Consider the following 26294-nt stretch of genomic DNA (forward strand, 5'->3'; position numbering starts at 1 on the left):
ATATCTAGGCAGTCGGCCCCGTCAACGTGCCGGTGGATTTCACCGTCCGGCACCACAGCATGCTGGCGCGAGCGGGCGGAAAAAACAGTCGTGCGGCTTGTCCGTACCGCCACGGCACAGGAGATAACCGTCGGCGGGTTCGAAGACGATCATGGCGGGTCAGCGCACGCCAGGCCGGGCAGTGCCGGTATCTGCTTGTGACACAAGCCAATACCGATCAGGTTCGGGGTCTTACCGAAAGCGCTCCGCTCGGGACAGGCCGAGCACACCACGTCTTTTGGGGTGCGCCGTAAACCGGGGCGCACGCAGGTGGCCCGGCGGTGGCGTCGGGTGGGTCGGCCAACTCGAAGCAACAGGTGGGCCGGGCGGGTGCGCAAGGGGTTGTCGTCGCCGGCGGCTACCTGGTTGCGGCAGATCTGGTGCGTCGCAGATCGAGGTGGATCGCGAGGTCGTCGTGGCGTGGCGTGCGGCGGGGGTGGCCGGGCAGCGCCGCGGTGGTCAATGCGGCGTTGGTGTCTGCACTGAAGCGCTATCGGTCAGCAAACGCAAGAGTTTTTACTATTCCCTGGCTAACAATTGTATTGTTGCGGTAATAGCTATCTTAAGTGGGGAGTGAATGCGGGGCGGTTGGTTACCGGTAGGTAGTTTCATATTTTACTATTGTCCCGCCAGGTAGGGTTTGCTAACTGCGTGCTAACAACGCGACTTACAGGAGTTTAGCTGCTCCATCAGGATTGCGGAGCCACACGTTCTTGAAGCGATCGAACAAAGCCTCTCGAAAGTGCCACGGACTTAGGTTCTTCCCAGGTACGTCCAGCTCACGGGCCTGCCTGACGTGGACTCCGCACCGCGCGCACATGCCATGCCCGGCCAGCCGAGCAAGAACGTCACCACGCCGAGCACCCTCCCCCACCGCGAACCCGCAGCTGTTCGAGGGAGGACGCACGGGGGTTTCTTCTTAATCACCTCGCGAACACCAGCAGGTCCACCGAGCCGTTGCCCCGTTTTCCGCCCGGCAGCAGCTAGGCAGCAGTTTTGCGCCATTTGCGCCGGCTTTCGTGGGCCACGAAACAGCCCGTGGCCCACCATAATTCGCCTCCGGCGATACTCCAATATCGCTGGCGCACAATAGAACTGGCCCGTAGCAGTAACGGCTAATCGCACGTACCCATGAGGGCGGCTTCGTTTTCCCAAAACGTTCTGGGGGAGGACATAAACGATGGGCCCCTTCTTGCGAAGGGGCCCATCGCCGTTGGTGGTCACCGGCTCGCATCGACGACCTCCAGCGGACTCAGAGTGCCTTGAGGAGGTTGAGGAGCAGCGTCATCACCTGACCTCCGACGTTGTTCAATAGCGACCGATCTGGCCTGTGGCGTTGCCCACGATCGCCCCGAGAGGCGCCAGCGCCGCTGGGACCCCTTGCAGCGCTGTGGCCAAACCACCCAGGCTGGGGAATGTCTGGCTGAATATCTGTCCCAAGTCGGCCGTCGCGGTGTTCCACAACGTGGTGAGGTCGGTTTGCACCGTCCTGCCAAAGGAGTTCAACGCGAACGGAATCACGCTGGACGTGTTCGTGCCCGCTTTTTTCGACGCCCCGATCGATTGCGAGAGCAGTAGGGGAACCGTCACCCCGAAGTCGTAAAGAAGACTGCCGTTGGTCGGGCCGATTAGCCCGCGTGAAAAGGCGGTGCCGACGAGCGGCGTGAACCCGTTGAGGAAGTCGCCGGTCAAGTTGGCCGGAGCGTTGACGATCGCGCTCAGCACCCCCACTGGGTCCCCGGCCTGTACCGCGTTGATCACCCCTTGAGCGGTATCGCCAAGCGCCGTGGGAACAGCCTCGCCGACGTAGTCGACCAAAGGCAAAACCGAGTCGAGCAAGAGGACCTGCGAGCCGGCCTCGGTGACCAGGTTGCCAAAGTTGCTGGCGATGTCGCCGGGGACCGCCAGGACGGGGAAGAATTGAAGCCCGGCCTGCACTAAAACGGTGGCCTCGAGATTGGTCCAGGCTGCGATCGCTCCGGAGAGGTTCCCCGCGGCGAGGCTGGTTCCAGCGGTGAACATTGTCTGGGCCAGACCAGTTGATCCAGTACTTGCCAAAATGTTCCAAAACTGGCCGCCGGTGGAACTGATCGCCTTGGCAAATATGTTGCCGTAGTTGAGCTCATTCAGCACGACCTGGGACGCCACTGGAAATGGATTCGCGAGCCACTGCTGGCCGAGCACGCCGATGTTGTTGGCGGCCGTCTGGAGGACGTTGGTCCAGGTGGTGATCGGGTTGACGAAGGCGCCGACGGTGGCCGCGGGCGCCGCGGCCGCAGACGCTCCGCTGGCGAGGGAGGCGAGTTCGTTTTCCACACCGGAGAACAAGTCGACGATGCCCTCGGCGGCGTCGGTGAGCTGAATGCCCGAGACGCTCACTGTGCGTAACTGTTGGGTCAGGTGAAGATCGGGTAGATGCTGGGCCAGGGGGCCGGCGGCGAGGACAGCGGCGCTGGTCAGGGCGACTCCAGCGGTGATTTGGGGGCGGGCTGCGAGGTCCACGACCATCTCCTTTGTAAATTCTGGATAATGACGAATTGAATGTAGCTGCGGATTATCGCCAGCGAATTGTGACAAGTAAAATAGCCAATCAACCACGACGATATATGCATGCAGCAAAATGGGCCCGAAACCGCAAAACCATTACTCGAATTGGGCTAAATTGAAGGCTCCGCCAAAATCATTCGTTGACGGCATGGGAGTAGGGTGACGCGGCGTCGTTGCCGGGTGTCGGCGACGCCATGATGTAAGCGTCTCGATCCGCTCGCATCCAGGCAATTGACTCCGCTTCACCGTGCCGGTGGATTTCACCTGCGCGCCGCCACAGCATGCCGATACGAGCAGGCGGAAGAGCGGTCGCGCGGCTTGTCCGTACCGCTACGGCCACACGGAGGTAACCCGTGGTGGATTCGGAGACGACCACGGCGGCTCAGCGCCCGCCAGACCGGACAGCGCCGGTATGTTCTTGTGGCACATGCCAATACCGATCAGATTCGGCGATCGGGCACACCACGCCCACCACTCTCTTGGGGTAGACCGTAAAACGGTGCGCACGGAAGTGGCGCCGCCGGCGCCGGCGGGGTGATCGCTGGGTGGGTCGACTAACTCGGGCAGCAGTGGGCGCGGTGGGTGCGAGAGGGGTTGTCGTCGCCGGCCGCTAGCTGGCTGTCACAGATCAGGTGAGCCCGCAGATCGAGGTGCATCGCGACGTCATCGTGGCACGGCGTGTGGCGAGCAGCGCCGCGGTGACGAACGGGGCCCGGCCGCACCGGTGTCGGCGGGCGAAGCGCTGTCCCTCAGCAAACACAAGGGTATTCACTCTGGCCTGGCGAACAATTGTATTGTCGCGGTAATAGCTATCCTAGGCGTAGGGGGTGAATGCGAGCCGATCTGTTACCGAAAGGTAGTTTCATATTTAACTATCATGGCGGTGGATAGCGTTTGCTATGACGGGTGCCTACAACACGGCTATCAGGGGGTTGTCCGCGCCGTACGGATTGCGGAGCCACGCGTTCTTGAACCGATCGTCTAAAGCCTCTCGAAAGTGCCACGGGCTTAGGTTCTCCGCAGGTACGTCCAGCTCACAGGCCTGTCTGGCGTCGACTCAGGCGCATGCCCTGGCCCACCGTCCGCTGCTGAGCGGGCTCTTTGGGCCAGCGCCACTGCAGCGGTGATGCGTGCAGCGGGGCCGCCAGGTCGGGACCATCTCCCGGCACCGACCACCACCGCACCGGCAACACGGCGTGGTGGCGGTGATCCCGCACGAAACCAAGGCGACTGCGCCGTCCGTGCTTACGCGCGGCCACCCGGCGCGCGGCTCGCCCGACGCGCCAGGGCGAGTCGCGCGGCGTAGCTGAGCGCGCTGGCGGCGAACATCGCCGCGGTGAGCAGCAGCCACCTGCCCAGGAACGGCTGCTGGGTTTGCCCGGTGGCCGCATGATAGGTCGTGGAGCCCTGCTCAATGATGCCCGGAAGGAAAATCACCAGCGTCAGTCCCGCGCCCAGGGCGGGTACCCGAATGTGGTTGCGGGCGGTGATGTTTGGATCAGCAGTGGTTCGCCGGGGGATCCGGGCGAACAGCGCGCGGTCGGCCAGCGCGTAGAGCGGGAAGAGCAACAGATCATGGCCAATGATGGCGGCGGCCAACCAAACGCCAATCGACTGCCACCAGGTGCCGGGATTCCACAGCGTTGCCGGTTTGACGGTGATGATGATGTAGCCCAACAGGGCGAAGCCGGACAGCATGGTCAGCAGGTGCAGCGGACGAGATCCGTAGATCGCGGTGAAACGTGGTGAGAATCCGGACATCTCAGCTTGGCTCGAACTCGATGGAGGTCACCCATTTGGTGTTGTGCACGCCCGGCATCCCCGGAACGATGATCCGCGCCGGATGGCCGTGATCCAACGACAGGTCGACACCATTGACCCGCAGCGCCAGCAAGGCGTCGGGATCGTGAATCTGGTTGGCCTGCAGCGTCGCTGAGCCGAATGCCCCGCCCCGCTGCAGTGATGTCACTCGCGCCGCACGCGGCGTGGGCACCCCCGCCAGCCGGGTCAAGTCGGCCAGCCGTACCCCGCTCCAGGTCTGCACGGTCGACCACCCCTCGACGCAGGCGATGGGCAGCCGCGCGGTGCGTTGCGGCATGCCGGCCAGGTCGGCGCGGTCCAGAACCACCTCCGAGGGGCCGCCGCGCAGCGTCAATCGCCAACTTGCGCCGACACTTTCGGTTGTGACACCCGCCGCGGCCGCGGTTTTGTTGACCGGGAAATCGCCTGTGGAATCGCGAAGGCCGCGGCCGCGCGGCAGCAGTAGCGCGGCGCCACGGGCCGCACCGCCGAGGGTCTGGCCGGCGGTCAGCGCGCCGATCAGCAACACGCCAGACCCGACCAGCGCCAGGGCGCCGCGCCTGCTCATCGTCGGTTCGGCCGGATGGGCGGGCACCAGCCCGTCGGGATCGGGTGGTTGCGGACGGGTATGGGCACGGTTGGTGCGCAACACCTCTCGTAGCGGCAGCGACCGCAGCCCGGTGACCATGCGCGGAATCTTGACCGCGACGTGCATCAGAAAGCCGGCGATGAAGATCCACGCCCCGAAATAGTGGCCGGTGTAGAAGCTGAACCCGAAGACGTAGTCGTACTGGATGTTGAGCACGCCGGTGACGATTTCGAACAACACCCCTCCAACCAGCATCAGCAACGACAATCGCTCCAGTATCTGGGCGATCGAGCGGGCCGGCGGCCACACGAACAGCCGCGGGATCACCGACCACAGCTTGGCCAGCACCACCGGGATAATCACCAAGCCCAGCCCCACGTGCAGCCCCTGGGTCAGCCGGTACAACCACGACGGACGGGTCGGCCAGGCGAAGGCGGGCAGGCGCAGCCAGCCGACGTCGGAGGGGATGGCTTGGCCGAGTTGCGGCGCGTACGCGATGTAGGACAGCAACCCGGTGATGATGACGATCGGCAGCACGATCAACAGCGCCAGCCCGAACACCGACGTCAGCCACGGGCCACGCAACGGGCTGCGAAACTGGGCCAGCCGCCGCACGCCCGGCGGTGGATGCCGGTCCAGCGCCCGCCACAGCTTGGCCGGAAAGCCGTAGCCGCTCACGAGGCGCCGGGCTCTTCCGGCCGTGCAACGGTCACCGCCGGACGTTACGACGAGCCCACCTCACCGACATGTTGATGTTCACGAGATAGGACTGCAGTTCGATCAATCGGATCAATACGTCGATCTCGCATCCGCTAACCGCTCCAGCCAAGGTCGATCCACCCACCGGGGTGGAATGGTTCACACGAGCGCAGTGGTTTTTAGTCGCGGACGCAAGGAGTCCAGATCACAGCCGCGCAAGTCCGGACATCGGGGTGGCAAGCGGCGCAGGTGGATGGTTCCGGTATCGCCCGGCCGATGAAAGTTCCATCGGTTCCCACGGCTCGATCTTTGTGAGGCTCTTCCTGAAATATCAGGTCATCACCGTGGTGGCGCCCAACAGTCCACTGGTCGTTGACATTCCGACACCGACGCTGGGCGCACAACGATTGGCCCCCTTCCTGGGAAGGGGGCCAATCGCCGTTGGTGGTCACCGGCTCGCATCGGCAACCGTCAGCGGACTCAGAGCAATCTAAGGAGGGCAGCGACCCACGATCCGATCTGGCCTGCCAGCGCTCCGCCCATGGTGCCCAACATCGCCGGCAGGTTCGCCAGCGCGGATGGGACGCTTTGCAATAATTGGGTCAATTGAGCGGCAAAGTTTCCACCAAGCTCGTTGGCCAAATTGCCTAGGCCGCTACCCAGGTAGTTCAGGCCGCTTAGAGCACTCGCTGTAGGCAAAGCACTGATTAGCTGGCTACCGAGATTTTGGAAACCAGCTACGAGGCTGCCACCGCTTGCAATGTTCTGGGCATTGGGTGCGACCATGGTCTTCGCGAGAGCCTGGCTGAGAACATTAGCCATCTGATTAAGCAGCCCGTTGGGATTGGCCAGGTAGCCACCAGTGCCAAGGGGATGTGCTTTCGTGGCCAGCCCGTTGAGAAAACCGTTTGCCATTGTGCCCGGGGTGTTGATCAGATTAGTCACAGCGCCGAGTTGGTCTCCAGCATTCCACAAATTGAATGTAGTCTGCAGGCTGGTGCCAAGGTTCGAAATCATGTCACCCGGCCCATCGAAGATCCCATAAATCCCCAAGGAACCAATACCAGTGCTTGTAGCATAGTTCAGCCCATTTGAGAGATTTTGCGCAGCGTATGCGGGAATCTTCAGAATGCTCTCGAGCGGCGTAAGGATGTCTGCGATCGGCTCAGCGTAGAGGCCTTCATAGAGATCGCTCACCATTCCCGAAATATTGCCTGTCATGTAGGCCGAATATGCCGAATTCAGCCACTTCATGAAATCCGTCGTTGCGGTCCCAGTAAGGTAATTAAACGCGCCAGTCCCGGCTTGCTGGTAGGCCCCCACGTAGTCACTCACGTATGAAATCCCGTTCGCCGCGATCTGCTGCAAAACCGGGAAAGGGGTTGCGCTCCAAGTGTTGTAAGTTGCCTGCAATTGGGTGCCCGCGTTCGCCAAGGTGGAAACCCACGTGTACACGGGCAGTGGCAGCGCGCTCGGGTCGAAGAAGTCGGTGAGGGCGGCGGCGGGCACCGCGGCTGCGCTTGCTCCGCTGGTGAGGGAGGCGAGCTCGTTTTCCACACCGGAGAACAGGTCCAGCACGCCGTCCGCGGCGGTGAGGTTGATGTCGGCCACGCTCACCGTGGGCAGGTGTTGGGCCAGGTGAAGATCGGGTAGGTGCTGGGCCATGGGGCCGGCGGCGAGGACAGCGGCGCTGGCCAGGGCGACTCCAGCGGTGATGTGGGGGCGGGCTGCGAGGTCCACGACCATCTCCTTTGAGCAATTCTGGATAATGACGAATTGAATGTAGCTGGGGATTATTGCGAACGAATCGTTATAATAAAGTAAACAATTCACTAGAACGATATATTTATGCAGCAAAACCGGCCCGAAGTACACAAAAACTATTGCCCGAATTGGGCTAAATGGATGGCCCCGCCATAATCATTTGTTGACGGCATTCGAGTGGCGTGATGCGGCGTCGTTGCCGGGTGTCGATAACGCCATGATGTAAGTGTCTCGATCCGCTCATATCGCAGGCAGTTGACCCCGTCACCATGCTGGTGGGCGGCGCCATAGCGGGGTGAGGCGGGCGGGCGGGGAAAAACAGTCGTGTGGCTTGCCCGTACCGCCACGACACAAGGGAGTAACCGTCGACGGGTTCGAAGACAACCATGGAGGATTGGCGCCCGCCGGACCGGACAGCGCCGGTATGCGCTTGGGGCACACGCCAATACCGATCATCGGCTGGTGACCGAGCACGCCACACCCGCCACTCTCTTGGGGTAGGCCATAAAACGGTGCGCACGGAGGTGGCCACGGCGGTGACGGCAGCGCGATCGCCGCATGGGTCGGCCACCTCGAAGCAACAGGTGGGCCCGGTGGGGCGGGGACGAATTGTCGTCACCGACCGCTGCCCTGGCTGCCACAAATCAGGTGAGCCCGCAGACCGAGATGCCTCGCGATGCCGTCATGGCGCGGCGTGTGGCGAGCAACGTTGCGGTGACGAACGCAGCCTGCCGTATCGGTGTCGGCTGTGAACACTATCTGTCAGCAAACACGAGAGTGTTTACTCTGTCCTGGCAAACAATTGGATCGCCGCGGTAATAGCTATCCTAAGCGCGGGGGTGAATGCGGGTCGGTCCGTTACCAGTAGGTAGTTTCATATTAAAGTAATATCCTGGCGGATGGTGTTTGCTATCCTATGTTCTATAACACGGCTAGCAGGTGTTTTTCGGCCACGTGGGGATTGCGGAGCCGCGCGTTCTTGAAGCGATCACCTAAAGCCTCTCAAAAGTGCCGCGGGCTTAGGTTCTCCCCAGGTACGTCCAGCTCACAGGCCTGTCTGACGTCGACTCGGGCACATGCCCTGGCCCACCGTCAGCCGCTGAGCGGACTCTCCGGCCGAGCCCGCTGCAACGGTGATATGTGGAGCGGGGCTGCCAGGTCGGACTATCCTCCCGGCACCGCCAACCACCGCACCGGCAACAACGGCGTGGTGGTGATGATCCCGCACGAAATCAACGGCTGAGGTATCGGGTGTGCACTGAACTGTCTCGAATTTGTCGACCAACTGTTCAGCATGACCGTCTGATCTGCGTACTCTCGACACATGCATCAGCACGATGACGATGCTCAAGCCGGCGCAGGGGAACCCGCCGACGCTGACACGCCGCGCCAAAATGCCGGAAATGACAAAGACGACGAGGCAGCGGCGCGCACCGATGCGGACGTCGCCGATCCGTTTCGGAAACTCGCTTCCTACCAGCGCTGTGTCCAGCGGATTCAAGCGGCGTGGCCAATGTTTGCCGCTCGCCGTCGTGAACGACTGCGGCAGGGCTTGTACGGCGCACCGGTCGAGAAGGTCGCCGAGAACATCCTCGAGGACCTGTTCACGACTGTCCTCGACTGGTCTTTGGCGGACGTCAACCTTCAGGTCGGTCGCGCGGATGTGGTGTTGTCTTACTTAGGGATTAAGCGGCTCGTGCTGGAAGTGAAACGGCCTGATTCGTTGGTCTGGCGGCGGGGCGCTGTCGAAGCGGCGTTGGATCAAGCGCGCCGCTATGCAGCCAGCCAGCGGGTGGGCGCAGTTGCGGTGAGCGACGCGACGATGTTGTATGCGGCCGACGTGATCGGCGGGGGACTGCGCGACCGTGTGATAGTGACTCTCGACACCCAACAACCTCCTGACGACCTGTGGTGGGTGTCGGTTCATGGCATCTATCGGCCATGCCCGAGCGTGGCGGTTGCGCTTGATACGGCGCCAAACCGTGACAGCTCCGGTGGAAGCGTGGCCGGTCCCGGCGTGGTGCTGCATCCGAAGTACGCACTCAGCATGCAGTGCTTCGCGTACGTGGGCACCGCTGACAACGCCCACACCTGGAAGTTGCCGTATCTTCTGGCCGACGGCAGCCCCGACGCTAAAAGGCTGCCGAAAGCCATCCAGTGCATTTTGAGTAACTATCGGGGCGCCAAGGTCGACATTCCCCGAGTCGCGGTCGGCGGTGTGCTGGTCCGCCTCGGGATCGCCGCGGCGCAGCTTCGCAAGATGCCTTGCCAAAACGCGTCGACCGCCGATGCGTACGTCGAGGCCCACCAAGCACTCGAACAGCTTGGTCGGCTTGCCGACGTCGCCTGCTGCAACGGGTTGTCCGATTTTCTCGTCGACTGAGCTCGATGCGTAGGTCAGGTGCGCCCAACCCGCCAGGCTTGTCGGGAGTGTCCGGAATGCAGCCAAGCGGCATACTGTTACGTACCTGCGTATGGGTCGCGTAAGCTTGTGCGTAGTTGTGAATGGTAGAAGGGGTGGGAATGGCCAAGACGGGCGCCGTGACCGTTGTCACTCGCAAAGAACTGACCAAAATGGTTAGCAGGGATACCCAGCCCAGTGAGGCGATGAAGTCCGCGTTAGCAGCACGGAACGCTAAAGTCCACGATCGTTGACGGATCTGCGCTTTGACGCGATAGACCGAAAGCACCGGCTCCAATATTTCGATTCGGGCGTCCGCGCTCTCGATGATTGGCTTCGCAGGGAAGCTCTTGCAGCCCACCGTGGAGGTTTGTCGAGAACCCACGTCTCCACAGAACGCGACGATGACGAGTTCGTCGTCCAGGGTTACTTCACCCTTGCTCCGACGATTGTCACGGAGCAGATACCTGGCAGCAGTGGGAGCCGAAGGGAGGGCTATCCCTCGTACGTGCTAGCCAAGCTGGCACGCAACCTAAACGTGGCGGGCACAGGACACGGCGCCGAACTGCTCGCAGAAGCGGTGGTCAAGACCGTGGAAGCAGCCGATGCGGCTGGCGGAAGGTTCCTCGTCGTAGACCCGCATTTCCGCGATTTGACACCCGAAGGTGCCGAAAGCTTGCGCACGTTCTACCGTAAGTACGGCTTCGCGGATCTTGAGGAATCGAACCGAATGTACGTGACTATTAGCACCCTGCGACGGGAGTTGGCCGGCAAGTGACGCCATCTCGGCGTCGTTTAGATGACCGCGAGCCGGTCGTCGGTCGATCACGATAGGACACCGAAGCAGCTTACCGCGCAGTCGCTTTCAGCCCGGTAGCATGCCGCTGCGGGCGTGCTACGTCGAGCCGCGCTTGCCTTGACTCGGATTCCGTTGCCCAGCAGGACAACACGTAAAGGCATCGACGGGCCGGCCGCTGATGTCGGCAACCGGGTCGAAATCTTTATCCACCCCCAAGACCCTCAGCCGCGCCGTCGATGAGGATCTCCCGGATGCGACCGGCTTCGCCGGGCAGACGATGCACCAAGGCATTCCAAACGAATTCATAGTCCACGTGGTCGTATTTATGAGCAACATCGACACTCCCCTCCACAATCAGGACACACTCCTGGAGGAAGCCGGGCCGAGTGTCATCTGGCCGATATTGGGTCGCGTACTCGCGGGCCGCTGCGCACCCGGCTGACAAACGCACCAACAAAAACGATTGGCCCCCTGCTTGTCTAGCTAGGGGGCCAATCGCCGTTGGTGGTCGCCGCTCGCATGGCGACCTCCGCGGGACTCTAGAGCGCTTTGAGCAGGGTCAGGAGCAGCGTCCCGATCTGGGCTCCGATGTTGCCCAACGCCGACCCGACCTGGCCGGTGAAGTTACCGATTAGCGACCCCAAAGGGGCCAGGGCCGCCGGGACGCCCTGCAACGCGGTGGCCAAACCACCCAGACTGGGGAACGTCTGGCTAAAGATCGTGCCCAAATCGGTCGTCATGGTGTTCCACAAGCTAGTGAGCTGAGTCTGCACCGTGCTGCCAAAGGTGTTGAACGCGCCCGGAAGAAGGCTCGATGTGTTCTGTCCGGCCTTGGCCCCGATCGATTGCGCGAGCAATGGGGGAACCAGCCCGAAGCTGGAAAGAACACCGCCGTTGCTGGGGGAAGTGCTGAGTAGCCCGGTAAGTGTGCTGCCTGAGATCGGATTGAAGAACCCGTTGAGGAGGTTGCCGGTGAGGTTGGCCGGAGCATTGACGATCGCGCTCAGCGCCCCCGCCGGGTCCCCGGCCTGCACCGCGTTGATCACCCCCTGAGCAGTAAGGGCAAACGCGTCAGGAACAATCGCTCCGAAGTACTCGATCGAAATCAAACTCGTATCGAACAAGACTTGCGTCGAGGAGAGCTCCGTGACCAATTTGCCAAAGTTCGTGGCGATGTCGCCGACGAGCGCCAGGGCTGGGACGAAGTTCTCACCGGCGCTTAATATTAAGCTGAGCTCGAGGCTAGTCCAGGTATTCACCGCTCCGAAGAGGTTCCCCGCAGCGAGGTCGGTCCCCGCGGTGAACATTCGTGCGGCCACGCCAGTTGCAGGCCTTGCCAAGCTGTTCCAAAACGAGGTGCCGGCGGTATTGATCGCCTTGGCCAATATGTTGCCGAAGCCGAGCTCATTGATCACGACCTGCGATGCCACCGGAAGTGGATCCGCGAGCCATTTCTGTCCGAGCAGACCGATGTTGTTGGCTGCGGTCTGCAAGACGTTGGCCCAGGTTGTGATGGGGTTGATGAAGACGCCGACGGTGGCTGCGGGCACACTGGCCACAGCGGCTCCGCTGGCCAGGGAGGCGAGTTCGTTTTCCACGCCGGCGAACAAGTCGATCACGCTGCTGGCAGCGTCGGTGAGCTGGATCTCCGTGACGCTCACTGTGCGTAACTGTTGGGCTAAGTGAAGATCGGGTAGGTGCTGGGCCATGGGGCCGGCGGCAATAACAGCGGCGCTGGCCAGGGCTACTCCAGCGGTGATGTGGGGGCGGGCTGCGAGGTCCACGACCATCTCCTTTGTAAATTCTGGATAATGACGAATTGAATGTAGCTGTGAAATATTGCGAACGAATCGTGACAACAAAATAGACAATTCACTGCGACGATAAACGAATGCAGCAAAACCAGCCCGAAATGCCCAGAAGCTACTACCCAAATTAGGCGAAATGGAAGGCCTCATCAAAATCATTTATTGACAGCATTCGAGCAGCGTGACACGACATCATTGCCGGGTGTGGACAACGCCTTGATGGCAGTGTCTCGATCCGCTCATGGCCAGGCAGTCGGCTCCCCGTCACCATGCCGGTGGATTTCACCGGTCGGCGCCACAGGATGCTGACGCGAGCGGGCGAAAAAAGCAGTCATAAGGCTTGTCCGTATCGCCACGGCACAAGGAAGTACTCATCGAGGGTCCGGAGGAGCCCATGGCGGGTCAGCGCCCACCAAGACCGGAGAGCGCCGGTGTGTGCTTGGGGCACAGGCTAATACCGATCAGGTTTGGTGACCGGGCACACCACACCCACCACTTTCTTGGGGTGGGCCGTAAACGGTGCGCACCGAGATGGCCCCGCCGGCGATCACGGTCAGGTGATCGCCGGCGGGTCAGCCAACCCGGAACAGCAGTGGGGCCCGGTGGGTGCGGGAAGGGTTGTCGTCGCCGACCGTTAGCTGGCTGTCACAGATCAGGTGGACTGCAGATCAATGTGCATCGCGAGGCCATCGTGGCGCGGCGTGTAGCGGCGGTGATCGGGCGGCGCCGCGGTGACGAACGCGGCCCGGCCGCGTCAGTGTCGGCGGCGAAGCGCCGTCCATCAGCAAACGCCAAAGTTTTCACTATACCCTGGCAAACAATTGTATTGCTGCGACAATAGCTATCTCATATGTGGGGGGAATGCGGACCGTTTGGTTACTGATAGGTAGTATCGTATTTAACTATTATGACGGGGTTTAGAGTTTGCTATCCACGTGTTGATAACGTGACTAGCAGGTGTTTTCCTACTCTACCAAGATTGCGGCACCACACGTTCTTGAACCGATCACACAAAGCCTCTCGAAAGTGCCACGGGCTTAGGTTCTTCACAGGTACGTCCAGCTCACGGGCCTGTCTGACGTCGACTCCACACCGCGCGCAGACGCCATGCCAGACAAGCCGAGCAAGAGCCTCACCTCGCCGGACACCCTCCCCCACCGCGAACCGCAGGTGTCCGAGGGACTATGCAAACACCGCGTCTCTAAGCCTGGATCCACCGATCGACTGTGGTCTTGGTGGTGAGTGGCATCGGTAGGGCTGGGGACGTGGTCGATCGCCCGACCTTGAGCCGATAAGCCGACCGACCCTCCGCCGCCCGAAGCTCTGGGCGACCACCGCGGTCCTTCCCGCGTCGGTGTGCTTCGCGTCGGCAATACTGGATCGATGCCGGACAATGACGTTCACCCCGACCTGCGCCGCATCGCCCGCATCGCCCCGCGACGCATGATCGGTCCCCGGAGCCTGCCGGTCATGCGGGCATTGAGCGGGCTGACCGGTCGGCTTCGTAGGCCCGGCGTGGACGGCGACGTCGAGGTGGTCACCCTGGGATCCGGGGCCGGCGTTCGGCTGTTCCGGCCCGTCGGCGTGAGCGAACCCACGGCCGCGCTGCTGTGGATCCACGGCGGCGGATACGTGATCGGCACCGCCCAGCAGGACGACAGGCTGTGCCGACGGTTCAGCGGACAGCTGGGCATCACCGTCGCGTCGGTGGAATACCGCCTGGCGCCCGAACATCCGTATCCCGTTCCGCTGGAAGACTGCTATTCGGCGTTGGCGTGGCTGGCCGGCCTGCCCGCGGTGGACCGGGGCCGGGTGGCGATCGGCGGCGCCAGCGCCGGCGGTGGCCTTGCGGCGGCACTGGCCCTGTTGGCGCGAGACCGCGGCGAGGTCATCCCGGCGTTGCAGCTGTTGGCGTATCCGATGCTGGACGACCGAAGTTCGTCGACCGCCGGCAACGCCAACTACCGGCTGTGGGACGCGCGCAGCAACCACTTCGGCTGGACGGCCTACCTCGGCGATGCCGACCCGCAGGTCGCCGTCCCCGGACGCCGCGACGACCTGAGCGGGCTGCCGCCGGCGTGGATCGGCGTCGGAACCAACGACCTGTTTCACGACGAAGACCTAACCTACGCCGAACGCCTGACCAAGGCCGGCGTCCCGTGCCAGGTCGAAGTCGTTCCGGGCGCCTTCCACGGCTTCGACTTGTTGGCGCCGAAAGCCCAAGTGTCACAGCGGTTTTTCGACAGCCAGTGCGCAAGTTTGGGCGCAGCGCTCGCCCCGGCGGGCTGATCGCCGGTCACATGGCGAAGTAAGCGAGCTCACCGCCGATGATGGTGGCCGCCACCATGCCGGCGTCGAGTTCGGCCAGCGCCACCACGGGCGGCTCGGTCAGCACGCAGAGGTCCCCCGGCTCTCCGGCCTCGACGGTCCGCGCCCGCCCCGGTTGATCCGGGCGGCCCAGGAACATCGTCAAAGCCGTTAGCGCCGAAACACATTCGTTCGCGTTGAGGACGGCGCCGCTCGGCGTGGTGCGGTGCACGGCGGCGCGCATCGCCGTCCACGGGTCGCCGTGGCCGAACGGCATGTCGGTGGACAGGGCGACTGGCACCCTGGCGTTCAACAGGGATGCGACGCGCCACAGCTGGCGGTGCTCGGCGACGGGGACCTCGGCGAGGTACTGATCGCCGCGCTCGGCGACGAAGTTGGGCTGGGTGACCACCGTGACTCCGAGGTCGGCGAGATCGGCCAGGCTGTCGTCGGGCACCACGGCGGCATGCTCGATGCGATCCAGCGGATGGCCACCTGCGGCGCGCAGGGCCGCGATCGTGACGACGAGTTGGGCGGCGGTCACGCAGTGCACGGCGACCGGCCGGCCCGCGTCGTGGTGATCGGTGATCCATTGGGCGAGGCCCTCCAGGTCGAGGCGATCGTCCTGCAGGATCTTCTTACCCGGCGACAGAAACCGCAGCCGCGGCCGGAATTCGCCGCGGCGGTGTGCCACCAACAGCGCGACCATGTCGTCGGCGTCGAGGTCGGGGGTGGCGTCGGTGACCCCGGTGACGCCGGTCGCGGTGATGCGGCGACCCAGTTCGGCCAGGTCGGTTTCGCGCCGCGCCAGCGCGTCCGACCAGGCGCGATCGGCGCTGCGCAGTCGCCCGTCTGGATGCTCGGCCATGCCGACCCGGCCCAGCGCCTCGGAGTTGAGGATCCACAGCACACCGCTGCGGTGCTGGATGCGCACCGGGACGTCGCGCACGACGGCATCGAGGGTGGTGCGGTCCAGCTCGCCGGCGACCGACTCGTGGTAGCCGACGGCGCGAATCCACCCGTCGGGGCCCGGCGTGGCGTTCGAGAGCAGTTGTGTCAGTTGAGCTTTGGTGCTGACGCCGGGCGGCCCGACGAAGAACGAGTCCAGCGCGGAGGCCGCCGAGCGCAGGTGCACGTGGTGGTCATAAAGCCCCGGCAGGACGGTGCCGCCGCCGGCGTAGAGCACGCCCTCCCCGGGGCTGGCGGCCAGGTCGTCACCCAGCTCCTCGATCCGCGCGCCGACCCGGATGTCGGTGATCCTCCCGTCCAGCAGCGCGGCTCGCCGAATCAGCATGACAGGCAGTGCCTTTCGGATACCATGCGGCGCACGGCGCCGTTGTCGGCTCCGAGTTCGGCCGCCGGATGGCATGCGGGCGGCGCCTGCGGTGGCGGGGCCGGGTCCCCCGAGACCGACGGCCCGACGGGCAGCGCCGCGTAGGTCGCGGCGACGTTGGCCATCGACACGTGGATCAATTCGCCGCCGCCCCGGCTCAGCGAGTCGGCCACCGCCAGGGCCGCTTCCAGCCCGGCCAGCGGGTCGGCGATGGCGTCGCCGCAGAACACCGGCCCTTTTACATCGGCACCGGCGGCGGCGCGGACCAGGCCACCGGCCACCGCGGCGTCGTCGCCGAACGCGGGTCTGTGGTCGTCGTATCCGGTGATGCGCAACCAGATTCGGCCCGGCCGGGGTGCGACGTGGTCCGGCCCCAGCCGGCGCCGTGCCAGCGCCGTGGGGCGCGAGCCTTCGATCACGATGTCGGCGGCGGCGAGCAGCTCGCGCAGCTCGTCGGCCTGGTCGTCGAAATCGATGCAGTAGGACAGCTTTTGGCTATTGATCCAGTCGTAGAACGCGCGGTTGCCGGCCCGGGTGCCGTCGAGGCGGCGCGGGCTTTCGACCTTGACGACGGTGGCTCCGGCGCGGGCCAGCAGGCGCCCGCACAGCGGGCCCGCCCACATCGACGAGAGATCGGCCACCAGCAGGCCCGCGGGCCCCCGCGTCGTCGCCCGGGGGCCCAGCCGGTCTATCCGCGGCCCTCGCGGCGCGGCCTCACCGAGACCGGCCGCCGGGATGTCGAGCAGGGCGGCCCGCTCGGTGATCGCGGACACCGGATGCGTTGCGGCCCAACGCCGCAGGGTCGGCCAGGGGTCGGCGGCGACTTCGTCGGCCTGCAGCAGCGCGGGCACGGCCGCGACATCGTCGGGGCGCGACAGCGTGATCGCGCACCAGCCGTCCCGGGCCGCCAGCAACCGGGTGGCGCCGCCGGCCGACACGCGGCCGCGGCGGGTCAGCCCGAGCAATGCGGCCCGGCCGGTCAGCACGCCGGCCGCGTCGACGGCGATATCCAGTCGCCGACCGACCGCGGCGGCCACCCGCTCGGCGCGGGCCAGGACGTTGGCGCGGGAGAAGTCGGGCGGCCCGTCGGGCAGTCCCGTCAGGTAGGCCAGCCCGCTGCTTCCCCACCTCGACACGGCCGAGCTCACGCCCACCATTGTGCGCGCGGCTCGCGGCGGAACGCCGCGTGGCAACCCGGGCTTGAGTTAGTGATCAATCACTAATATAGTGACGACATCACGCCTCGTGGAAAGGGAAAGCCATGCCGCACTTGCAGCTGGACACCGCGGGTTTCTATTCGGTCGACGTCAAGCGCGAATTCGCCCGTCGGCTCGGCGAGGTCTATGCCCGGCAGATGCAGACCTCCGCCGACATCGTCGACGTGACGATCCGCGAGCACGGCCCGGGCGGGGTGTGGCGGTGCGGGGACGAACCGCATCCGTCGGCCGTGCTGTCGTGCGACATCAGGCGGGGACGGACGGCGGACCAACGCGCCCGGTTGGCCGACGCTCTGGTCGACGTCGCGGTGCAGGTCCTCGGCGCCGACGACCGCTACTTCAACGTGGAATTCACCCAGCACGACGGGGACGAGATCTACAGCGCCGTCGAGATCGACGGCGTGGTCCACCGCGGCCTCGCGCCCGACTGGAGCCCGTCGGAGGCCACAACGCCTCTGCGGGAACAGATCCGCTCCGAGGCGCACGGCGGTTAGTCGCGGTGCGGATGAGCGCCGAGGACCGGCGCGAGGAGGTGCTGCACGCGGCGATCATCGAGTTCGCGCACCGCGGCTTCGGTGCGACCTCGACCGAGGCCATTGCCCGGCGCGCGGACGTGTCCCAGCCGTACCTGTTTCGGCTTTTCGCCGGCAAGCGCGACCTCTTCCTCCAGTGCGTGGAGCGGTCCTTTCGGCACACCGAGGACTCGTTGCGGGAATCGGCACGCGGACTCACCGGGCCGGACGCGATCACCGCGATGGGCCGCCGCTACCGGGAGCTGATCACCGACTCCGCATACGTCCAGTTTCAGCTGCAGCTGTATTCCGCCGCGCCCGACGATCCGTGCGGCCGCGAATTGGGCCGTCACCACCTGGCCAGCCTGTGGCGCATGGTCGCCGACGTCACGGGCGAGGACCCGACGGAGGTCACCCGGTTCCTGTCCACCGGGATGCTGCTCAACGTCCTTGCCGCCCTGGGCATCCCGCACGAAGCCGACCGGCATGACCTGCCGGGCTCGCTGGAAGCGTGGGCCCGCGGCGCCGGTTAGAACTGCAGCGCGCTGTAACGCCAGTCCAGCACCGGACGGTCGGGATCGCCGGCCGCGTAGACCAGCGACCGCAGCCCCAGCACGCCGCCGTGGTCGGTCGGGCGGGCGGTTTCCACGTGCAGCTCGCTATATAAGGTGTCCCCCTCGTGCACCGGGCCGGTGTGATCGCAGGACTCCCAGCCCAGGACCGTCGCCAGGTTCGGCAGCAGCCTGCTGGCCTGCGCGAGCGCCAGCCCGATGGTGTGCCCGCCGTAGACCAGGCGCTGGCCGCCGACACGCGAATCATGGTGCACCGCGGCGATGTTCAGCGTGAGCCTGGCGAGTTCGGGCGCGCCGGTGACCACGTCCCCGGTGCTGCGCAGCACCGCGCCCACCAGCCCGGGGTCGAAGTGCGGGCCGGGCACCTTGTTCCGGAACGCGTCGGCGTCCCATTGCGCGGTCGGATCGTGGGCGGGGCCGGGGACGTCGGCGCCGACGGCCGACAGGTCGTCGGCGGCCGCGCCAGAGGGGCTCCAGTCCGGGCCGGCCGGCAGCATGGCGCAACGGTAGAAGTCGAGGACCAATCGGTCGGCCTGGTCGATGGTGATCATCCGCAGCGCCGCCATCCCCGTCGGCACCCGGCCCGGCTTGAGCGAATTCGCCCGCAGCCCAACCACTTCCGTGCGCGTGTACAGCGAGTCGCCGATGAGCGGGAAGCGGTGAAACACCAGGCCGCGGTAGAACAGGTTGGCCTTGACCCGCTGGGTGGCCAGCGTCGACTGCCCGATCGCCACGTCGCACACCAGCGCCGGATGCGCCAGCGGCCCCGGCGAGCCGGTCACCGCCGCACACAGGTCGGTGTCCAGGGCCAGCCGCAACCGGTCGCCCACGATCGCCTGATGGGCGGCGGCCAGCCCCGCCGAGAGCGTCGCCGCCGGCGCCCAGTCGAACACCTGGCCCACCGAGAGGTCGTCGAAGTAGGGGCCGCCCTCGCGTACACGCGCATAAGTCACGGGGCCAATATGGCACAGGTGAGCAGTGAGCTGAACGAAGAAGAGGACATGCTGGTCGCCACGGTGCGCGCATTCGTCGACCGCGACGTGAAACCGAGCGTCCGCGAGGTCGAGCACGCCAACGCCTACCCCGAGGCGTGGATCGAGCAGATGAAGCGGATCGGCGTCTACGGCCTGGCGATTCCCGAGGAGTACGGCGGGTCACCGGTGTCGATGCCGTGTTACGTGCGGGTCACCGAGGAGCTGGCCCGCGGCTGGATGAGCCTGGCCGGCGCGATGGGCGGGCACACCGTGGTGGCCAAGCTGCTGGCGCTGTTCGGCACCGAGGAGCAGAAGCGGGCCTACCTGCCCTCGATGGCGACGGGCGAGCTGCGGGCCACCATGGCGTTGACGGAACCGGGCGGCGGCTCGGACCTGCAGAACATGACGACGACCGCGCTACCGGACGGCCCAGATACCTTGCTGATCAACGGTTCCAAGACCTGGATCAGCAACGCGCGCCGCTCGGGATTGATCGCGCTGCTGTGCAAGACCGACCCCGAGGCCACCCCGCGGCACGCGGGGATCTCGATCGTGCTCGTCGAACACGGGCCGGGCCTGACGGTGTCGCGGGACCTGCCCAAGCTGGGCTACAAGGGCGTCGAAGCCTGCGAGCTGTCGTTCGACGACTTCCGCGCGCCGGCGTCGGCGGTCCTGGGTGGCCGGATGGGCGAGGGCTTCGCGCAGATGATGAAGGGGCTCGAGACGGGCCGCATCCAGGTGGCCGCGCGGGCCCTGGGCGTGGCGGCGGCGGCGCTCGAGGACGCGCTGGCCTACGCCCAGCAGCGGGAGAGCTTCGGGCGGCCGATCTGGAAACATCAGTCGATAGGAAACTATCTGGCCGACATGGCGACCAAGCTCACCGCCGCCCGCCAGCTCACCCGCTACGCCGCCGAGCGCTACGACAGCGGCGAACGCTGCGACATGGAGGCCGGGATGGCCAAGCTGTTCGCCTCCGAGGCGGCCATGGAGATCGCCCTGAACGCCATGCGCATCCACGGCGGATACGGCTACTCATGCGAATACGACGTCGAGCGCTACTTCCGGGACGCGCCGCTGATGATCGTCGGCGAGGGCACCAACGAGATCCAGCGCAACGTGATCGCCGGGCAGCTGGTCGCCCGGGGCGGGATCTAGGGCAGCAACACCCCGGATCTCCCGGTCCGGCGTCGGCGTGTGCTGTATATTTGCCTGACTTCTCATACCAGCAAAGCGGCGCGGGAGTGAACGTTATTGGTCCCGAAAGGAACCAAGGGAAGGCAAGTCGCCATGAGTTATCCCCCTGGGCCGTACGAGGGTTCCCCGGAATGGCAGGGCCAGCAGCCCCCGGAATGGCAGGGGCAACAGCCGCCCGCTTGGCAGGGTCAGCCGCCGCCCGGTTGGCCGGCCCCGCAGCCGGGTTGGCCAGGCCAGCGCGAGCCCGACAACTACCTCGTCTGGGCGATCCTGTCCACGGTCCTGTGTTGCCTGCCGCTCGGGATCGTCTCGATCGTCTACTCCACCAAGGTGTCTGGGCTGTGGGCCCAGGGGCGGTACCCCGAGGCCCAGTCCGCCGCCGACAGCGCCAAGAAGTGGGCCATCATCGCCGCGATCGTGGGCGCCGTCGTCTACGTGATCATCGGCATCTTGTACGTTTTCATCTTCGCGGTGGCCGTCTCCAACCTCCCGTCGACCACCACCACGACGTTCCCCGGCTACTGAGCAACGCCCTGGGCGCCAACGTAAGTCGCGTCCACCAGCCCCCAGGCGAGTGCGGTATCGGCATCGACGGTGCGCCCGGACAGCACCAGATACGCCGTGCGCCAGCGGCCGATCCTGCGCGTGACGCTGACGGTGCCGCCGGCGCCGGGGATCAGCCCCAGACCCAGTTCCGGCAGCCCGAACACCGAATCGTCGCGCGCCTCAACCCATCCGCAAAACGCCGCCATCTCTAATCCGCTGCCCAGCACCCGGCCGTGCACCTCGGCCCGGCACGACCGGCCGAGCCTGGCGGCCAGCGCGTCGAGCGCCAGGGCGGGGCTGTGCCGGGTGCGGGCCAGGTGAGCGCTGGCCGGGTCGGCGAACGTGCCGAATTCCGCGAGATCCCCGCCGCTGCAGAACGACGGCCCGTTGCCGCTCAACACGATCCCGGTCACCGACGGGTCCAGCTGCGCGACGGTCAGCGCCTCGAGCAGCGCGGCGCGCGCGTCGGTGGAAAACGCGTTGTGGCGCCGCGGCCGGTTGAACGCGACGCGCAGGGTGTCGCCGTCGCGCCCCGCCTGCACCGGGTCGGCGATGTCGGGCATGCGGGCCGGGCCGCGCTCGTCGAGCCAGCGCGCGAACTCCGGCCCGGCCTGCAGGGTCGAGTAGGCCAACGACTCGGTGACCACCCCGGCCAGCGTCGGGCCCTCGGGGTCGATCGCGCGCAGCACGTCGTCGCACACGGCGCTGGCGTGCGGCCAGCGTTGGCAGCGCCGGGTCAGCTCGGCCAGGGCTTCGGGCACCGAATCGACGGTGACCGCCCTGCGGTCGGCGCAGGGGTCCTCGGTGAGCGTGAAAGTCGCTGCCCGCGGCCAGTATTCGGCCGTCGCGATGTCCGCGGCCGAGCCGACCGCGACGACTACGCCCGGCGGCGATGCCGCGGGGGCATCGGGACCGTCGGACACGTGGACCACGCGGAGCATGGTCACACCGAATACTTCTCGATGAGCCCGTTCTTGTAGAGCTTTCCGGTGTCGGTGCGCGGCAGCTGCGCCTCGAACGCGATCGACCGCGGACATTTGTAGTGCGCCAAGCGGTCTCGCAGCCAGCCCAGCAGCTCGTCGGCGAATTCGTCGGTGGCGTCGGCCGGATCGACGGTCTGCACGGCCGCCGCGACGCGCTGGCCCATCTCGTCGTCCGGGACGCCGAACACGGCCGCGTCCAACACCTTCGGGTGGGTGACCAGAAGGTTCTCGGCCTCTTGCGGGTAGATGTTCACCCCGCCGGAGATGATCATGTGGTGGCGCCGGTCGGTCAGGTACAGGTAGCCCTCGTCGTCGACGTAGCCCACGTCGCCGACCGTCACCCAGCCGCGCTTGTCGTGTGCCGCGGCGGTTTTCGTCGGATCGTTGAGGTATTCGAAGGCGAACCCGCCCTCGAAGTAGATCTCGCCGGGCTGGCCCGGCGGCAGCTCGGTGCCGTCCTCGCCGAGGATGTGGATCTGGCACGCCATGGGCTTGCCCACCGACCCCGGATGCGCGAGCCAGTCCTCGGCGCCGATCAACGTCGATCCGATCGCCTCGGAGGACGCGTAGTACTCGTCGACGATCGGCCCCCACCAGTCGATCATCTGCTTCTTGATCTCGACCGGGCACGGCGCGGCGGCGTGCATCACCCGCTGCAGGCTGGACAGGTCGTACGAATCACGAACGGCCTGAGGCAATTTCAGCATCCGGGTGAACATGGCCGGCACGAACTGGCCGTGCGTGACCCGGTAGTGCTGGATGGCGTCCAGCGCGCCCTCGGGATCGAACTTCTCCATGACGACGGTCGTGATGCCGCCGGCCTGCGCGCTCATCGACCATACCGACGGCGCGGTGTGGTACAGCGGCGCCGGGCTCAGATAGACCGACTCGGGGGTCATCCAGAAGCCGACCAGCGCCGACATCATGCCGGGCGCCTCGGCGGGCGGGACGTGCGGCAGTTCGCGTTTGATCCCCTTGGGCCGGCCGGTGGTGCCCGACGAGTACTGCAGCAGGTCGCCCTCGCGCTCGTCGTCGATGGGGGTATCCGGTTGGTCCGCAACGCATTCCGGGTAGCGCTCCCAGCCGTCGAGGTCGCCCCGCGAAAAAGGGCCCGCGATCATCAGCAGGCCCGGCAGCCCGCCCGGTAAATGCTCCGCCAGCCCGGCGCACGTCGCGCGCAGCGCCGCCGACCCGATGATCGCCTTGGCGCCGCTGTTGTCGACGATGTAGGCGGCCTCGGCCGCGGTCAGGTGGGTGTTGATCGGCACGTAGTACAGCCCGCTGCGCCGCGCCGCCCACATGACCGCGTGGATGTGCTCGTTGTTCTCCATCAGGATCGCGACGGTGTCCCCCTCGCGCAGGCCGGCCCCGCGGAACCGGTGCGCCAGTCGGTTGGCCCTCGCCTCCAGCTCGTCGAACGTGATCACCGTGCCGGAGGGGTGGAGGATGACGGCGGGTTTGCCCGCGCCGATATGGGGGCGGATCTCCATACGCCGACTGTAGCGCCGGCCGAGCAGACGCAGAATCGCACGATCCGGGGCCCGGACGTGCGATTCCGCGTCTGCTCGCGCTACCCGGACGCGGACGACGATCTGTAGAGTTCTGGCTCTGGTGGATGTCGAGGATTGGCCGCTGGTACGCCGCGAGCCGGAGTTCGCGGCGGTTCGCGCTGCCCTCACCCAACAAAGCCGCACCGCCGGCGTCGTGGTGGTCGGGGAGGCCGGCGTGGGAAAGACCACGCTGGCCCGCGACGTCACCGAGTCACTGCCCAATCGCGTGCGCTGGGTGGCGGGAACGGAATCGTCGCGCAGCATCCCCCTGGGCTCGTTCACCTACCTGGTCGGGGCCGCGACCACCCGCGACCCCGTGGCCTGCCTGGCGGCGGCCCGTGACGCGCTGACCGCCGATCGCGGCACGGTGCTCGGTGTCGATGACGCGCACCTGCTCGACGACCTGTCGGCCACGCTGGTGCACCAGCTGGCGCTGGAGCGATCGGTGCCGATGGTGGCCAACATCAGGGCCGACCAGCCGGTGCCCGACGCGATCACCTCGCTGTGGAAGGACAGCTACCTGCGGCGCATCGAGCTGCGGCCGTTCAGCCGGGAGCAGTGTGTGGAGCTGGTCGAACGGGTGCTGGGCGGGCCGGTCGAGGGGCTGAGCGCCGACGTGATGTGGCGGGACTCCGGCGGCAACGCGCTGCTGCTGCGCCAACTGGTGGAGGGGGCGGTGGAGGCCGGCACGCTGCGGCAGGTCCGCGGGATCTGGCAGCTGCGTGGGCCTGCCGTGGTGCGCGAGGAACTGGCGTCGTTGGTGGACGAGCGCATCGCGCAGCTGCCCGACGAGGTCGCGCGCGCGTTGGGGCTGCTCGCGTTCTGCGAACCGCTCGACCTGGACACGCTGATCGGCCTGGCGGGCGCCGGCGCGGTGGAACAGGCCGAAAGGCGGGGCCTGATCCGCATCACCGAGGGCAGCGAAGTGCAGTTCAACCAGCTGCTGCTGAGCGATGTCATGCGGCGACGCCTCGGCGTCGCCGCCGCCCGCCGATTGCGCGGCGAACTCGTCCGGGCGTTGTCCGCCAAGCCGATCCGCGGGCCAAGCGAGCGGATCCGGCTGGCCGAGCTGACGCTGGACAGCGACACGAGCCCCACCTCGGACATGCTCGTTGAGGCCGCCGACGACGCGATCGCGCTGACCAACGTCACCCTGGGCGAGCGCCTGGCCCGCGCCGCCGTCGACGGCGGGGGCGGCCTGGCCGCCGGCGAACTGCTGGCCAGATCGCTGCTGTGGCAAGGCAAATCGGTGGAGGCCGACCTCGCCCTGAGCGCCTATGACCCGGACACGATGGACGAGGCCGAGTTGCTCGGCTGGGGCGTCGCGCGCGTCGTCAACCTTCAACTGTCGATGGGCGACACCGACGCCGCCGACGACGTGCTCGCGCTGCTGCGCCGCCGCGTCCGTGATCCCAGGCTGAGGCCGGTGGTGGACGGGCTGGCGTCGGGTTCCCTGGCGTTGGCGAACCGGTTGGAGGAGGCCGCCGAGCTGTCCCGCGGCGTGCTGGCCGATCCGGCGGCGCCGCCGGCCGCCCTCGGGTGGGCGGTGTTCGGCGGCGGCCTCGCGTTGGCGCTGACCGGGCAAGGCGATCAGGTCGCCGCCCTGGCGGAGCGCGGCCGCCGGGTCGAACGCGAGGTCGACGGGGTGTTGCGACACCTGATGGCCTACGCCGAGGTCTGCGCCCTGGTCCTGACCGGGAGACTCGACGCCGCCGACGCCCGGTTGGCCGACCGCGGCCGGATCTTCTCAACCCACCAATACCTCGACTGGGGACTGGACAACATGTCGGCCGGCACCGTCGACGTCGCGCGGGGGCGCTTCGCGGTGGCGGCGTCGCGCATGGAACAGACCGTCGCGGCGCTGACCACCGAGTCGGCCGCCTGGTGGAGCATGCCCAGAATGTCTCTGGCCCAGGCCTATTGCGGGCTCGGCCGCGTCGAGGCGGCCGCCGCGACCATCGCCGAACTGCACAGCCGATCGGCCGCGCAGCATGCGGCGTTTCGCCCGCAGCTGCGCATCGTCGACGCCTGGCTCGCCGCGGCGCAGGGCAACGTCACCGGGGCCATCGCGGCGGCGATCGACGCCGCCGACCTGGCCCGCCAGTCCGGTCAGCGGGCGATCGAAACGCTGGCCCTCGTCGCCGCGGCCCGCTTCGGGGACCGAGCCTCACTCCCACGCCTGGTCAACGCCACCGCGGTGGTCGACGGTTGCCTGGCGCGCGCGTACGCCGACTACGGCGCGGCGCTACGCGATGGCGATCCCGTGGCCCTGTGCGCGTCGAGCGAGCGTTTCGAGCAGATCGGGGCGCTGTTGTGCGCCGCCGACGCGGCCGCCCAGGCCGCGGAGATGTTCCGCGCCCGCGACGATCGCCGCCGGGCCACCGAGGCGGCCGCCAACGCCGACCGCATCGCCCAGGGCTGCGGCGGCCTGCGGACCCCGGCGCTGGGCGCGGCCGCCCAGCCGCTGCCGCTCAGCGCGCGGGAGCGTGAGATCGCCAACCTGCTGGCGACGGGACTGAGCACCCGCGAGATCGCCGAGCGGCTGGTGGTCTCGGCGCGAACCGTCGAGGGCCACATCCTGCACGCCTGCACCAAGCTCGGCGTCGGGGACCGGAAAGCCCTGGCGGAATTCATGCGACGGGCCGCCCGCGCGTGACCGC

General features: G+C 66.4%; 19 protein-coding genes and 1 pseudogene. 9 read left to right on the forward strand and 11 right to left on the reverse strand.

What is annotated here, in order from left to right; genetic code table 11:
- Positions 1–1347: 1347 nt before the first annotated feature.
- The 4 genes from G6N25_RS08235 to G6N25_RS08250 all read right to left on the reverse strand — a co-directional run bounded on the left by G6N25_RS08235 (position 1348) and on the right by G6N25_RS08250 (position 5653).
- A complete protein-coding gene (locus G6N25_RS08235; protein WP_163672405.1) occupies positions 1348–2637 on the reverse strand; it encodes a hypothetical protein in 1290 nt (429 codons plus the stop codon).
- Between the two features lie 983 nt (positions 2638–3620).
- A complete protein-coding gene (locus G6N25_RS08240; protein ID WP_142272827.1) occupies positions 3621–3803 on the reverse strand; it encodes a hypothetical protein in 183 nt (60 codons plus the stop codon).
- 28 nt (positions 3804–3831) lie between these two features.
- Positions 3832–4347 (reverse strand): hypothetical protein, encoded by a 516-nt coding sequence (locus G6N25_RS08245; RefSeq protein ID WP_083076505.1) that lies wholly within the window; start codon positions 4345–4347, stop codon positions 3832–3834.
- A gap of 1 nt (position 4348) precedes the next feature.
- Positions 4349–5653, reverse strand: a complete 1305-nt coding sequence (locus tag G6N25_RS08250; protein ID WP_083076509.1) for a molybdopterin-dependent oxidoreductase — start codon at positions 5651–5653, stop codon at positions 4349–4351.
- 290 nt (positions 5654–5943) lie between these two features.
- Here G6N25_RS08250 and G6N25_RS08255 point away from each other — a divergent pair.
- A pseudogene (locus tag G6N25_RS08255) lies at positions 5944–6069 on the forward strand (LysR family transcriptional regulator); the annotation flags it as partial.
- An 85-nt stretch (positions 6070–6154) separates the two neighbouring features.
- Here G6N25_RS08255 and G6N25_RS08260 read toward each other — a convergent pair.
- Complete coding sequence (locus tag G6N25_RS08260) at positions 6155–7414, reverse strand: hypothetical protein (protein ID WP_142272828.1); 1260 nt, start codon at positions 7412–7414, stop codon at positions 6155–6157.
- A 1348-nt stretch (positions 7415–8762) separates the two neighbouring features.
- Between G6N25_RS08260 and G6N25_RS08265 the strand changes: the two genes are divergently transcribed.
- Together G6N25_RS08265 and G6N25_RS08270 are read left to right on the forward strand one after the other, a co-directional pair.
- Positions 8763–9821: a hypothetical protein gene (locus G6N25_RS08265; protein ID WP_083076520.1), complete on the forward strand. Its 1059-nt coding sequence runs from the start codon at positions 8763–8765 to the stop codon at positions 9819–9821.
- A 268-nt stretch (positions 9822–10089) separates the two neighbouring features.
- Entirely contained in the window at positions 10090–10617 is a 528-nt protein-coding gene (locus G6N25_RS08270; RefSeq protein ID WP_142272829.1) for a hypothetical protein, read from the forward strand.
- Positions 10618–11177: 560 nt separating this feature from the next.
- On the opposite strand, the gene G6N25_RS08275 is transcribed toward G6N25_RS08270, so the two are convergent.
- Positions 11178–12422, reverse strand: coding sequence for a hypothetical protein (locus G6N25_RS08275; RefSeq protein WP_142272830.1), 1245 nt, complete (start codon positions 12420–12422; stop codon positions 11178–11180).
- Positions 12423–13829: 1407 nt separating this feature from the next.
- Between G6N25_RS08275 and G6N25_RS08280 the strand changes: the two genes are divergently transcribed.
- Positions 13830–14735, forward strand: coding sequence for an alpha/beta hydrolase (locus G6N25_RS08280; protein ID WP_083076535.1), 906 nt, complete (start codon positions 13830–13832; stop codon positions 14733–14735).
- Positions 14736–14742: 7 nt separating this feature from the next.
- Here G6N25_RS08280 and G6N25_RS08285 read toward each other — a convergent pair whose 3' ends face one another.
- Together G6N25_RS08285 and G6N25_RS08290 are read right to left on the reverse strand one after the other, a co-directional pair.
- Positions 14743–16047: an amidohydrolase family protein gene (locus tag G6N25_RS08285; protein WP_083076538.1), complete on the reverse strand. Its 1305-nt coding sequence runs from the start codon at positions 16045–16047 to the stop codon at positions 14743–14745.
- The gene (locus G6N25_RS08290; protein ID WP_083076542.1) at positions 16041–17243 is read right to left on the reverse strand and encodes a CoA transferase; all 1203 of its coding nucleotides are present in this window, start codon (positions 17241–17243) and stop codon (positions 16041–16043) included. Before G6N25_RS08290 ends, G6N25_RS08285 begins: the two co-directional genes overlap by 7 nt.
- Before the next feature lie 104 nt (positions 17244–17347).
- Here G6N25_RS08290 and G6N25_RS08295 point away from each other — a divergent pair, with 104 nt between their 5' ends.
- Both G6N25_RS08295 and G6N25_RS08300 read left to right on the forward strand, forming a co-directional pair.
- Positions 17348–17797 carry a tautomerase family protein gene (locus tag G6N25_RS08295; protein ID WP_083076546.1) on the forward strand — a complete coding sequence of 150 codons (450 nt, stop codon included), beginning with the start codon at positions 17348–17350 and terminating at the stop codon, positions 17795–17797.
- 11 nt (positions 17798–17808) lie between these two features.
- Positions 17809–18348 carry a TetR/AcrR family transcriptional regulator gene (locus tag G6N25_RS08300; protein WP_083076549.1) on the forward strand — a complete coding sequence of 180 codons (540 nt, stop codon included), beginning with the start codon at positions 17809–17811 and terminating at the stop codon, positions 18346–18348.
- Here the strand turns inward: G6N25_RS08300 and G6N25_RS08305 are convergent.
- Entirely contained in the window at positions 18345–19340 is a 996-nt protein-coding gene (locus G6N25_RS08305) for a MaoC family dehydratase (protein WP_142272831.1), read from the reverse strand. The two genes, G6N25_RS08300 and G6N25_RS08305, sit on opposite strands and share 4 nt — an antisense overlap.
- 9 nt (positions 19341–19349) lie before the next feature.
- On the opposite strand from G6N25_RS08305, the gene G6N25_RS08310 reads away from it, so the two are divergent.
- Both G6N25_RS08310 and G6N25_RS08315 read left to right on the forward strand, forming a co-directional pair.
- Positions 19350–20516 (forward strand): acyl-CoA dehydrogenase family protein, encoded by a 1167-nt coding sequence (locus G6N25_RS08310; RefSeq protein ID WP_083076555.1) that lies wholly within the window; start codon positions 19350–19352, stop codon positions 20514–20516.
- A 132-nt stretch (positions 20517–20648) separates the two neighbouring features.
- On the forward strand, positions 20649–21080 hold the full coding sequence (locus G6N25_RS08315; RefSeq protein WP_083076561.1) for a CD225/dispanin family protein: 432 nt from the start codon (positions 20649–20651) through the stop codon (positions 21078–21080).
- Here the strand turns inward: G6N25_RS08315 and G6N25_RS08320 are convergent.
- Together G6N25_RS08320 and fadD4 are read right to left on the reverse strand one after the other, a co-directional pair.
- Positions 21074–22042 carry an enoyl-CoA hydratase/isomerase family protein gene (locus G6N25_RS08320; protein WP_083076565.1) on the reverse strand — a complete coding sequence of 323 codons (969 nt, stop codon included), beginning with the start codon at positions 22040–22042 and terminating at the stop codon, positions 21074–21076. The two genes, G6N25_RS08315 and G6N25_RS08320, sit on opposite strands and share 7 nt — an antisense overlap.
- A gap of 2 nt (positions 22043–22044) precedes the next feature.
- Positions 22045–23574 (reverse strand): fatty-acid--CoA ligase FadD4, encoded by a 1530-nt coding sequence (gene fadD4, locus G6N25_RS08325; RefSeq protein WP_083076568.1) that lies wholly within the window; start codon positions 23572–23574, stop codon positions 22045–22047.
- Positions 23575–23695: 121 nt separating this feature from the next.
- On the opposite strand from fadD4, the gene G6N25_RS08330 reads away from it, so the two are divergent.
- Positions 23696–26290, forward strand: coding sequence for a helix-turn-helix transcriptional regulator (locus G6N25_RS08330; RefSeq protein ID WP_232065725.1), 2595 nt, complete (start codon positions 23696–23698; stop codon positions 26288–26290).
- Positions 26291–26294: the final 4 nt, after the last annotated feature.

Origin of the sequence: Mycobacterium heidelbergense (assembly GCF_010730745.1) — a bacterium.
In the GTDB taxonomy this organism is placed as follows: domain Bacteria; phylum Actinomycetota; class Actinomycetes; order Mycobacteriales; family Mycobacteriaceae; genus Mycobacterium; species Mycobacterium heidelbergense.